Genomic DNA, 12,457 nt, shown 5'->3' on the forward strand with positions numbered 1-12,457 from the left:
CCCTTATTTGTCTTTGCGCCCGAAGAGTGAGAAATGCACGTAGCGTTTGGGGTGTTGGCGAACATTAACCAGCAGCGAGTCGACATTCATCAGCGTGGCATTAAGGTTGTTATACAAACCTGGGTCGCGTATAAGCAATCCCAAAGAGCCCTCGTTGCTATTAAGTTTCTGTGTCACTTCTTCCACGTTCGCCAAAGTGCGGTTCACCTGTTGCATCGTTCCGTTCAGGTCGATGGCAGCCAAATTGCCCGTCAGGGTACTGGTATTGTCAAGCACCTTGTTGGCCTTGCCCATCAGAGCAGGCACATTGCGGTTAAGGTTAGCCATCAGTCCGTTGAGCTGTTGCGACGAAGTACGGAGGTTAGCCGTAATACCTTGCAGATTATCAAGCGACTGGTTGATAGCAGGATTGGCCAAAATAGCATTCACATTAGCCAGGATTGAATCGAGTTTGGGCAGCAATCGTTCTACAGCAGGAATCATTTCGCCCACTTGAGCCAAAGCACCTTTGTTAACACGTCCCTGAATTACGTCGCCATAATTCAGAAATTCGCCACTGTTGGGAGCGAGAATAAGGTTGAGTTTCACGTTTCCCATAAAGTCGCTTTCAATCTCGGCAGTACTTCCTTTGGGCACACGCATGGCGTCGTCTAAGCTAATTGTCACCTCAATATCGCCCTTTTGGTCGTAATTATAGTTGATACCAGTAACCACTCCCACAGCATAACCGTTGGCATAAATGGGCGTAGCATTAGACAAACCCGAAATATCCTTAAACGCCACCTTATATCCAGCATCGCCAGCAAACATAGGTAGTCCCTTTAGGAAATTCATTCCGAAGAATAAAATCACAACTCCGGCAATGGCCACTAGGGCTATCTTTACCTCTTTCGTAAAAAATTTCATAGTCAATTATTTATTGTCTTTGTGTCTATTAACCGAAAATTCTCGTATAGCTTTGTTCACATTCATGCGTTCTCCGTCTTTAAATGCGATAACAAAAGCATCTGGGAACTTGTCGGAAATCTCTTTTCTTAATCGGTTTATTTCATTATAATCGGCCGATGCGCCGTAAGTGTACTTTATGAGGTCGTTCTCATAGAAGTGTCCAACGTTTTTTAGTCCTTTAAAACGAGGGCTATTACGTTTCAAGCGCTCTGGTGTGGCCATGATTTGAACTTTAAATATGGGTACGATGGCGGTTTCGCCAAACGTGATAATCTTTTCATTGTCATCGCCCGAAGTAACATTTGGCAGTGAAGACTCTTCTGGTTGTCGCTGCTCCACAGGCCTAACCGTCGTTTGCGCCTCGGTGTTTTGGTTTGTGGTTTGTGTCCTTGACGTGGCCACAGTTGTGTTTGTTTGTTCGTTTCTAGGTGTTTCGGTCACCGGGTTTTCGTTTCGTCGTGGCGTAGCTATGGTTGTCTTCGCGGGCGAAGCGGGTTCGTCTGTCTTATAATCATCGGGCACAACAGGAGGAGTTACAGTTCCTGGCACGGCCGAAGGCTTGTAAGGCACCACGATGTTGTTATGATACTTGTTTTTATAGTTCACAAATGCTCGATAAATTCCTGTTGCGATGTTCTCCACCTTGGCCTTATCGTTAAGCAATCGTTCTTCATCAGAGGTGGTAATAAATCCCAATTCGATGAGACAACCAGGCATCGACGTTTCTCTCAGCACTAGAAATCCCGCTTGATGCACCCCTTTATCGAGTCTACTTGCCGAAGCGCATGTTTCTCGTTGCACCATTTTAGCCAGGTCAACGCTGTTAGCCATGTTGCGATCTTGCATAAATTCGAACATGATATAGCTTTCCGACGAGTTGGGATTAAATCCCTGATAGCTTTGTTTATAGTCTTTTTCAATCAAGATTACCGCGTTTTCGCGTTTTGCCACGTCAAGGTTATCGCCGGCCCTGTGCATACCTAGGGTATAAGTCTCCATGCCGTAGGCTTGTTTTCCTCCAGGCAAAGCATTTGTATGTACCGAGATAAAGAGGTCGGCCTTATTTTTATTGGCTATTTCGGCCCGTTCTTTCAGTCCGATAAACACATCGGTTGTGCGCGTATAAATCACCTTCACATCATGACAATTGCGCTGAACCTGTCGTCCAAAGGCCATTGCCACGCTCAAATTAATATCTTTTTCTTTGGAGAAAGCGCCCAAAGCGCCTGCATCTTTGCCTCCATGTCCAGGGTCGATTACCAGCACAAACTTTTTGCTTGCAGCACTAGCGGCAAACGATAAGATAAGCAAAAGCATGCAAAGGGCGGTAATCTTTTTGTTCATACACGCAAAAATTGAAGAGCCAGTACGTTGTTTGGGTATCACATAAGGAGTGTGTTCTAAAAATTCCTCTCTACATTTCAAGTTTGCATGTATATCTCGCTTTCCACTGTTTTTTGGGTTTTTATCTAGCTTGTTTGGTGCTTCGCTCTTGCTTTATAGCGTAGTTTGCTCTTTCTGCCATTACAGATAAGTGCTCAGACAAATTCCTCAAAAAGGCGTAAAGGTAATCCTCAGAACCAGCCTTTGTTGCATCCCGAACCATTGGGTTTTGGCTTTATTACTTGCAAAAATACTAAAAAAGGCTGTATTCCGCGCCTTATCGGCTGGTTTTATCATTATTTAATTGAATTTCTACGGCTGCTTCGCCTCCACAAGTGCCCATTGGCGGGTTTTGCTTAGCTACTTCTAGTCGTAACGATTGTATCAAAGGGAAGTTTTCAAACAGCTTTTGGGCAATGCGATAAGCCACATTTTCGAGTAGTTGCGATGGTGTTTTCATTTCGTTTTCTACCACGGCGTACACCTCGGCATAGTTTAATGTGTGGGCCAAGTCATCGTTTTCCATGGCTTGTTCGATGGGATATTCGGCACTTAGGTTTACCACATAATGGTTTCCCACTGTGCGTTCTTGGGGCATTACGCCATGAAAGGCGTGGAACTTGAGGTTTCTAAGATGAATGTAATGGGGCATAATGTATAGTTTAAAGGGGAAAGGGGGAAAGGGGAAAAGGAGAAAAAGGGAAAAACATTGGCTTAACTCCTTAATACGTTACCACTCACTACAAGGCATTAGGTTTAACCACTTAACTCCTTACCATCCTACAGCTTAACACGAAACAAATACACACGCTCCACCCCGTAGCCATAAGACAACGGAGTGGAGCAAGAAATGCATAATTTAACCGCAACGCGAAGCGCCACAGCTTTTGCAAATAAGGCAACCTTCCTGATAAACAAGGGTTTCTTGTCCGCAAGAGGGACATTTAACTCCTGTTGCTTCGGTGCCATCGGTGATGTATTTCTTCAACGCTCGCTCAACACCAATCTTCCATGTATTGATGCTTTCGCTCTTCAGTTGCAGCGAGCCCACCAGTTTTATCACGTGGTCGATGGGCATGCGATAGCGCAAAACACCAGATATAAGCTTGGCATAGTTCCAATATTCGGGGTTAAACTTCTCGCTCAAGCCCTCAACGGTGGTTTTATATCCGCGCTTATTTTCAAATTGGAAGTCGTAACGACTACGTCCATCAGGGCCTACATTCTTGATAATTTTACCCTTTGTAACCGACTTAGGCAGGGCAATGCCCTCGTCATCGTCTTGCAAACCTGTGAATATCTCGTAGGGATAGCCATTGAGCAAGCCCACAAAGGCCACCCATTTCTCTTTATTGTTTTGGAAACGAACCACATCGCAAGCCAATTCTCTGGGCCTAACCTCGGTTACTTCAGGTTGTTTGCAAGGCACAATGGGCTGTTCTTCTTGCTTATCCTCTTTCTTCTTGTCTTTCTTCGATACAGAAATCATCACGCCCGAACGGCTTCCGTCGCGATAAATCGTACAGCCTTTGCAGCCCGAACGCCACGCCTCTACATACAAGCGGTTAACCAAAGCCTCATCAACATCGTTGGGCAAGTTCACTGTTACGCTGATAGAGTGGTCCACCCACTTTTGTATTGCGCCCTGCATCTTCACCTTCATCAGCCAATCCACATCGTTTGCAGTGGCCTTGTAATAAGGCGATTGTTCCACGATGGCGTCAATCTCTTCCTGTGTATAACGCTTATCGGTGTCAAAGCCGTTGGCCTTCATCCAGTCCATAAACTTCTTATGGTACACAATATACTCTTCAAAGCTGTCGCCCACCTCGTCAACAAAGTCTACATGCACGTCTGTATCATTGGGATTTACCTTTCTACGGCGTTTATATACCGGCATAAACACGGGTTCGATGCCACTCGTTGTCTGCGTCATCAAGCTGGTTGTCCCTGTGGGAGCAATCGTTAAGCAGGCAATGTTGCGTCTTCCGTGGGCCACCATATTGTTATACAGCTGCTCGTCGGCCTCTTTCAATCGAAGGATAAAAGGATTAGTGGCCTCGCGCTTAGCATCGAACACTTCGAAAGCGCCGCGTTCTATTGCCATTTCCACCGAAGAGCGATAGGCCGACAGCGCCAAGCACTTATGTACGCTAACACTGAGGTCGGTTGCTTCTTGCGTTCCATAGCGCAAACCCAATGCCGCAATCATGTCTCCCTCGGCAGTAATGCCCACGCCAGTGCGTCTTCCAAGACTGCTCATGTGCTTAATCTTCTCCCAAAGATGATATTCGGCTCCCTTCACCTCATTGCTTTGTGGGTCGTCCTTAATCTTTTCCATGATAAGGTCGATTTTTTCGAGTTCCAAATCCACGATATCATCCATCATACGTTGGGCGATAGCCACGTGTTTGGCAAACTTCTCAAAATCGAAATAAGCCTCTTTGGTGAAAGGATTAACCACATAGCTAAACAAATTGACGCAAAGCAGGCGACAACTGTCGTAAGGACAGAGTGGAATTTCACCACAGGGATTGGTGCTAACCGTGCGGAAACCTAGATCGGCATAGCAATCGGGGATGCTTTCACGCAGAATGGTGTCCCAGAAAAGCACACCAGGCTCTGCACTTTGCCAGGCATTGTGCACAATTTTCTCCCAAAGCACCTTAGCCGATATTTCTTTTTCCACCTCGGGTTTATCGCTATCAATGGGGAATTGCTGAACGTAGGGTTTATTCTCAACAGCAGCTTGCATAAAATTATCGTCTATTTTCACCGACACGTTCGCGCCCGTCACCTTGCCTTCAGTCATTTTAGCATCGATAAAGGCCTCGCTGTCGGGATGTTTAATGCTCACCGAAAGCATCAGCGCACCGCGTCGCCCGTCTTGCGCCACTTCGCGCGTTGAGTTGCTGTAACGCTCCATAAAGGGCACTAGTCCTGTAGATGTTAACGCCGAATTGTTTACGGGCGAACCTTTGGGCCGAATATGCGAGAGGTCGTGGCCCACTCCGCCACGGCGTTTCATCAGCTGCACCTGCTCTTCGTCGATGCGCATGATAGCCCCATACGAGTCGGCGTCGCCTTCAAGTCCCACCACAAAGCAGTTGCTTAGTGATGCCACCTGGTAGCTATTACCGATACCAGTCATCGGACTGCCAGCTGGCACGATATAACGAAAATGATCGAGCAACTCAAAAACATCTTGAGCCGACAGCGCATTGGGGTATTTACCCTCTATACGTGCAATTTCATTCGCTATTCGCCAGTGCATATCTTCGGGCGATTTTTCATAAATCCTGCCGAAGCTATCCTTCATGGCATACTTGTTTACCCAGACTCTCGCGGCCAATTCATCGCCAGCAAAATAATCCAAAGCGGCCATAAAAGCCTCTTCGTATGAATAAGTGTTTGTTTGTACCATTACTAAACCTCTATTTTCTTTTGCAAAGCTACTAACTATTTTTGATATTATCAAGTGTGGTTATAGCAATTTTCAGAAAAGAAAATCTGGTTTTCTCAAACATTCTCTATTTGTGGAGATTACGAACTACAATTAATTGCTCATAAACAAAGATTAACTTTCGCGCACATATCTTTATAATACATTCCGAAGTATAAATTTGCGCCCACAACAACTAACATAACAAACTAACAACCAACGCCCTATAGCAATACAACACTTTCAAAATAAGTATCTTAACAAAACCTCCATGTAAAGAAGAGCGACAAGAAACAGCCCAACAACAGCATTCTAACAGCTACACAACGATAGGCAAACACAACGCAATTGTTTGCTAAAATAGAAAACTTTCATTTATTTTCCACCTCCTTTGTTTTCCTTTTTACATCATTCGTAAGCAGTAAAAAACTTTCTACTGCGACATTTTGCACAATGCACACCACAATTAAAACGTTCAACAAGTACGTCTTGGCTTGCTGCAGAATGAGATTTAGAAGAATTGCTCAAGAACAAACTTCTCGAAACCAGCGCTAACAACTTAACTGAAACGGTAAACACTAACCCTTAGCCACCTACCATAGGGTAAATTCCTCACCACGCACATAAAACCTATCTACTTTTCATTCCTATCAAACAAACAAATCGTCGTACGCACGCACGGGCATTTTCGCAAATAAGCGTTAAAAACGTTGCACAATCAGAGATTTTTTCGTTACTTTGCAAGAAATTCGGTGTAATAGTGTCACTTAAAAATGAGAAAGAAACACAATAAACCCCGCAGCCGCTACGGGTTGCAGGTAATAACGCTATGCATAAGCACTGCACTGGTGCTTATTTTGCTGGGCATAATAGTGCTCTCGGTATTCAGCACACGTAACCTTACCAACTACGTTAAAGAGAATCTCGTAGTGACCATGATGCTCGACCAAGACCTAACTAACCCTGAAGCCCAACGACTTTGTACGCGTCTACAAGCGCGACCCTATATCAAGAGTCTGTCTTTCATTAGCAAAGAACAGGCCCTTAAGGAACAAACGGCTGCCATGGGCACCGACCCAAGCGAATTTATGGGCGGTGATAACCCACTTCTAGCATCCATTGAGCTAACCCTCAAAGGCGACTACGCCAATAACGACTCACTAAACTGGATTTCGAAAGAACTGAAAGCCTACCCCAAAGTGGCCGACATCACCTACCAACACGAACTGGTGGAAGATGTTAACACCACTCTTAGTAAAGTGTCGTTGGTGCTCTTGGTGCTGGCTGCATTGCTCACATTCGTTTCGTTCTCGTTGATTAACAACACCGTGCGACTAGGTATTTATGCCGGACGCTTCTCTATTCACACCATGAAACTTGTGGGTGCGTCGTGGGGCTTTATACGCAGACCCTTTATTAAACAAGCTGTGAGCGTGGGTATCATTGCCGCACTGCTAGCCATTATTGTGCTGGCATGCCTCGTTTACGGTCTTTATCGCTACCAAGAAAACGTGTTTAGCATCATTACATGGGAAGTATTGGCCATCACTGGATGTGCAGTGCTGCTCTTCGGAATATGTATCACGGCCATCTGCGCTTACGTTTCGGTAAACAGTTTCTTGCGAATGAAGGCCGGAGAACTCTATAAGATTTAACCCTTTATCAAGCATAGACACAATACTCCTTATATAACAAGGTGTGCAAGCGCTATATAATAAGGTGTAATTCATCATCGCAACATCAATGTTAAAGCCCCATCGCACCACACTAAACAATTGCGACAGGGCCAATAAACAAAAACGAACACATAAGAAATGGACAAAAAGAACTTCGCTTTCGACAAGATAAACTTCATCTTGTTGGCCGTGGGTATGGCAGTGGTGCTGCTGGGCCTAATACTTATGAGCGGACCTGGCTCTACCGACACCGCTTTCAACCCCGACATCTTCAGTGCTACACGCATTAAAGTGGCTCCGGCAGTATGCTTCATCGGTTTTATATCCATCATATATGCCGTAATTCGCAAACCCAAAGACCCTCAAGAAAAAGAAGAAGCATAACACAATATGACTATCATTCAAACCATTATCGTAGCTATCGTGGAGGGACTCACCGAGTTTCTCCCCGTATCGTCTACGGGCCACATGATTATTACACAAGCTTTGTTGGGAATAGAGAGCGACGAATTTGTAAAAGCCTTCGACGTTATCATTCAGTTTGGCGCCATCCTAGCGGTGGTGGTGCTGTATTGGAAACGCTTTTTTAGGCTCGACCACTCCACTCCACCCGAAGGACTAACACCCGTTCAACGCATATTGCGCAAGTGGGACTTCTACTATAAACTGCTCATCGCCTTTATTCCGGCAATAGTTATCGGCGGACTTTGCAACAAGTACATCGATATCTTGCTGGGAAACGTAAGAGTGGTTGCTTCGATGCTGATTGTGGGAGGCGTTGTAATGCTGTTCTGCGATAGGCTTTTCGGCAATGGCTCGCCCGAAACAAAACTCACCACTCGTCGCGCTTTCACCATCGGTTTGTTTCAATGCATGGCCATGATACCCGGTGTATCACGCTCAATGGCTACTATCGTGGGCGGTATGGCACAAAAACTCACGCGAAAAGACGCTGCCGAGTTCTCGTTTTTCCTCGCCGTGCCAACCATGTTTGCTGCAACATGCCTCGATTTGCTGAAACTTTTCTTGCATATGCATAAGATAGGCGACTACTCTATGCTTGCCAGTCACGCCGGAACATTGCTTCTTGGTAGCGTAGTGGCCTTCATTGTGGCACTCTTTGCCATCAAAGCCTTTATCGCCTACCTCACTAAATACGGTTTCTGGGCCTTTGGTGTGTACCGCATCATCCTTGGCGCTGCCATTCTTGCATGGCTGTCGGCAGGTCATTCTTTAGCCATGGTAGACTGATGAACATTCAACAAGGCGAGATTATTTGCATCGACAAACCCTACGAGATAACTTCTTTTGGGGCATTAGCGCGCGTTAGATACTTGCTGTCACGACGATTAGGCGTTAAACGCGTAAAAATTGGACACGCAGGAACACTCGACCCGCTGGCCACTGGCGTCCTAGTGCTGTGCACAGGTAAAGCAACTAAGCGCATTGCCGAACTGCAAACCCACACTAAAGAGTACGTGGCTACCTTGCAATTGGGCGCTACTACGCCTAGCTACGATATGGAACACCCCGTTAACGAGACTTTTGAAACGGCACATATCACTAGCGAAGCCATTCACCAAGCCCTGCAACAATTTGTGGGCGAGATACAACAAGTGCCTCCAACTTACAGTGCAGTGAAGGTTAACGGCGACAGAGCCTACGACTTAAGACGAAAAGGGAAAGAAGTGGAACTGGCTCCTAAAACGCTAAGAATTGACGAAATAGAGGTGCAACACTTCGACCCAAGCCAAATGCTACTCACCATTCGCGTGGTTTGCGGCAAAGGAACATACATCAGAGCTTTGGCTCGCGACTTGGGAAGGGCACTTAATAGTGGGGCTTATCTCACAGCTTTGCGCCGAACAAGGGTGGGCGACGTGCACGTTGAGAACTGCTTACAACTAGACACCTTTAAAGAGTGGCTCGACAAACAAGAGTTTGAAGAACCACAAACGCAACAACAAAAACAACAGGAAGCGTAGAAATGAGGGTGAATGTTTCCAAAACGTAAGCATACAATGGGCTTAAAACCAAACATCATTCTCTGAAAAAGAAAGCTTCACCCTTTCTAAACACATCCCCTAAAGCAACTTAAACAAAGGCATCACAAGCCTTTTACCTCTGAATAGGGGATTGATGCGAGACTTATTCTGCCTCTCTCCATTCCCCAACTACCACAAATAAAAATCCTCCACAATACAATTCATCAACATGAAGCTATCGCAATTCAACTTCAAGCTGCCACAAGAGCTCATCGCCTTGTACCCCAACAGCGTTTATCACGAGATACATAACGAGAAGGGAGAAAAAGAAATGTCGCGCCTAACGCGTCGCGACGAGTGTCGCCTAATGATTCTTCACAAGAAATCGGGCACCATCGACCTCTATCGTAAAGACAAAAAAGGTAAGCCTGTTAAAGGAGATTACCTACAGTTTCGCGATGTGATAGACTATTTTGACGAAGGCGACACCTTTATATTCAACGACACAAAGGTGTTCCCCGCACGCCTTTACGGTATGAAAGAAAAGACCGACGCCAAGATTGAAGTGTTTTTGCTGCGCGAACTCAATCAAGAGATGCGCCTCTGGGATGTTCTGGTAGAACCGGCACGCAAAATTCGTATCGGCAACAAACTGTTTTTCGACGACAGTGGCACTATGGTGGCCGAGGTTATAGACAATACCACGAGCCGCGGTCGCACCCTACGTTTCCTTTACGACTGCGATCACGACGAATTTAAACGCTCGCTCTTCGCCTTAGGCGAGTCGCCACTGCCGCGTTACATCATCGACGCACGCGAAGATCACCACGGAACGGAAGACGATATGGAGGACTTCCAAACCATTTACGCCCAAAACGAAGGTGCCGTAACGGCTCCTGCCACAGGTTTGCACTTTAGTCGCGAACTACTTAAGCGCATGGAGATACGCGGAATCAACTCGGCATTCATCACTTTGCACTGCGGACTGGGTAATTTCCACGACATCGAAGTAGAAGACCTCACCAAACACAAGGTTGATTCTGAATCAATGCATATCGGTGCAGAGGCTTGCGCCATTGTAAACAAGGCAAAAGCAGAGGGCAGACGCGTTTGCGCCGTCGGCACAAGCGTGATAAAAGCCACCGAAACTGCTGTTGGAACAGATGGCATGTTGAAAGAATACACTGGCTGGACCAACCGTTTTATCTTCCCTCCATACGACTTTGGATTGGCAGATACAATGCTGGCCAACTTCTATCATCCCCTTTCCACCCTCTTGATGTCTACTGCTGCCTTCGGCGGTTACGACCTTGTGATGGAAGCTTACCGACTGGCAGTGGAAAACGAATACAAATTTGGCTGCTTCGGCGACGCATTGCTCATCTTAAACGACTAACAAAGACGTGCCGAAACATAAGGTTTACTTAAGTCTTGGGGCTAACCTGGGTAACCGTGAAGCCAATATCAAGACTGCTATTAAATATATTTCAGAGCTGATTGGCACCGTTGTGCGCCAGTCGGCTCTGCTCGAAACTGCCCCTTGGGGCTTCGAATCTAACAACTGTTTCATCAATGCTGCGGTGTGTTGTGAAACATTGCTCTCGCCTAGAGAGGTACTCGAGACTACGCAACACATTGAACGCACGTTGGGACGAACACAAAAAAGCACCAACGGACGGTATCACGACCGACTAATAGACATCGACATCTTGCTTTACGACGACCTGCAAATAAACGAACCCGACTTGATTATCCCGCATCCACACATGCACGAACGACAATTTGTGATGCAACCCCTAAGCGAGATAATCAACTAAGTTTGCCTCACCGCACTTTTCTCCCTACATTCTCACCCTTTTCTCACAACAACACATGAACGTTCATCGCTTACTCTTGCCTTTGGCCTTCTCGGCCTTGTCGCTTTGCGCCTTTGCCAAAGCCAAACAACAAGCCAACCTCACCCTCTTTGTTGGCACATACACACAAAACAGTTCGTCGAAAGGCATCTATGTGTACAACTTCAACCAAGAAACTGGCGCCTTCAAACTGCGCTCTACAGCCCAAGCTGGCAACCCTTCGTTCGTGGCCGTGTCGCCAAATGGCAAACGTCTTTATGCCGTAAGCGAATTTAACGATGGCAAACAAGGGGCTTACAGTTTTGATTATGATGCTAAAACTGGTAAATTAACAAATCCTATTTTTGCCTCTACAAAGGCTGGCGACCAACAAAACGACCCCAAAAACCTACCAGGCAGCGACCCTTGCAACCTCTTTACCGATGGCCAATGCTTAATAACGGCCAACTATTCGGGCGGAGACATCAGTGTATTTAAGCTCGACAAACAAGGTAGATTGCAACAAACGGCACAACAAACGCGCTTCCAAGGGCGCGATGCAGAGAGCGTTTCGCACATACATTGCGGCATACGCACACCCGATGGCAAACACTTTTTGGTCACCGACCTAGGCAACGACCGCATTTATCGCTTCGACTTAAACCCTCAAGCCACAGCGGTGTTAACGCAACACACCGTGGTTTACGAGGCGAAACGAGGCGAAGGACCACGCCACATCACCTTTGGTAAAGACGGAAAGCATCTCTATCTCATCAACGAACTGGGCGGAACCTGTGTGGTTTTGCGCTATAACAACGGAAAACTAATAGAAGAACAACAGCTAATGGCCGATGAAGGCGGCGGAAAAGGTAGCGCCGACATTCACGTTAGTCCCGATGGAAAGTTCCTTTACACCTCGCATCGACTGAAAAAAGATGGTATTGCCATCTTCTCTATCAACCCTTCTACGGGTCTTCTCACAAAGGTGGGCTACCAAGAAACGGGCATCCATCCGCGCAACTTTGCCATAACACCCAACGGAAAATATCTTCTAGTGGCTTGCAGAGACGATAACACCATCCAGATTTTTAAACGCAATGCCCGTACCGGACTGCTTACCGACACGAGAAAGTGCATCAACATGGGCAAGCCTGTGTGCCTTATATTGCGCAAATACTAGTGATCTAT

At 46.3% G+C, this 12,457-nt stretch carries 11 protein-coding genes; 7 read left to right on the forward strand and 4 right to left on the reverse strand.

Going from position 1 to position 12,457, the window contains the following annotated elements; genetic code table 11:
- Positions 1-3: 3 nt before the first annotated feature.
- From QME03_RS03235 to QME03_RS03250, 4 genes are all read right to left on the reverse strand, one after another.
- Positions 4-906 carry an MlaD family protein gene (locus QME03_RS03235; RefSeq protein ID WP_281723455.1) on the reverse strand — a complete coding sequence of 301 codons (903 nt, stop codon included), beginning with the start codon at positions 904-906 and terminating at the stop codon, positions 4-6.
- Between the two features lie 6 nt (positions 907-912).
- On the reverse strand, positions 913-2,292 hold the full coding sequence (locus QME03_RS03240; RefSeq protein WP_281723456.1) for an N-acetylmuramoyl-L-alanine amidase family protein: 1,380 nt from the start codon (positions 2,290-2,292) through the stop codon (positions 913-915).
- A gap of 316 nt (positions 2,293-2,608) precedes the next feature.
- Entirely contained in the window at positions 2,609-2,983 is a 375-nt protein-coding gene (gene folB, locus QME03_RS03245; RefSeq protein ID WP_025815938.1) for a dihydroneopterin aldolase, read from the reverse strand.
- A gap of 207 nt (positions 2,984-3,190) precedes the next feature.
- On the reverse strand, positions 3,191-5,755 hold the full coding sequence (locus tag QME03_RS03250; protein WP_281723457.1) for an adenosylcobalamin-dependent ribonucleoside-diphosphate reductase: 2,565 nt from the start codon (positions 5,753-5,755) through the stop codon (positions 3,191-3,193).
- Between the two features lie 791 nt (positions 5,756-6,546).
- Between QME03_RS03250 and QME03_RS03255 the strand changes: the two genes are divergently transcribed.
- From QME03_RS03255 to QME03_RS03285, 7 genes are all read left to right on the forward strand, one after another.
- Positions 6,547-7,428, forward strand: coding sequence for a cell division protein FtsX (locus QME03_RS03255; protein ID WP_274946432.1), 882 nt, complete (start codon positions 6,547-6,549; stop codon positions 7,426-7,428).
- A 159-nt stretch (positions 7,429-7,587) separates the two neighbouring features.
- Complete coding sequence (locus QME03_RS03260) at positions 7,588-7,833, forward strand: DUF3098 domain-containing protein (protein WP_025815935.1); 246 nt, start codon at positions 7,588-7,590, stop codon at positions 7,831-7,833.
- Between the two features lie 6 nt (positions 7,834-7,839).
- Positions 7,840-8,700: an undecaprenyl-diphosphate phosphatase gene (locus tag QME03_RS03265; protein WP_281723458.1), complete on the forward strand. Its 861-nt coding sequence runs from the start codon at positions 7,840-7,842 to the stop codon at positions 8,698-8,700.
- Positions 8,700-9,434 (forward strand): tRNA pseudouridine(55) synthase TruB, encoded by a 735-nt coding sequence (gene truB / locus QME03_RS03270; RefSeq protein WP_281723459.1) that lies wholly within the window; start codon positions 8,700-8,702, stop codon positions 9,432-9,434. Before QME03_RS03265 ends, truB begins: the two co-directional genes overlap by 1 nt.
- Positions 9,435-9,663: 229 nt before the next feature.
- A complete protein-coding gene (gene queA / locus QME03_RS03275) occupies positions 9,664-10,830 on the forward strand; it encodes a tRNA preQ1(34) S-adenosylmethionine ribosyltransferase-isomerase QueA (RefSeq protein WP_110369902.1) in 1,167 nt (388 codons plus the stop codon).
- Positions 10,831-10,837: 7 nt separating this feature from the next.
- Positions 10,838-11,251, forward strand: a complete 414-nt coding sequence (folK, locus tag QME03_RS03280; RefSeq protein WP_273113957.1) for a 2-amino-4-hydroxy-6-hydroxymethyldihydropteridine diphosphokinase — start codon at positions 10,838-10,840, stop codon at positions 11,249-11,251.
- Positions 11,252-11,306: 55 nt separating this feature from the next.
- Positions 11,307-12,449: a lactonase family protein gene (locus QME03_RS03285; protein WP_281723460.1), complete on the forward strand. Its 1,143-nt coding sequence runs from the start codon at positions 11,307-11,309 to the stop codon at positions 12,447-12,449.
- Positions 12,450-12,457 lie beyond the last annotated feature (8 nt).

Source organism: Hoylesella shahii, from assembly GCF_937990675.1.
In the GTDB taxonomy this organism is placed as follows: Bacteria; Bacteroidota; Bacteroidia; order Bacteroidales; family Bacteroidaceae; genus Prevotella; species Prevotella shahii.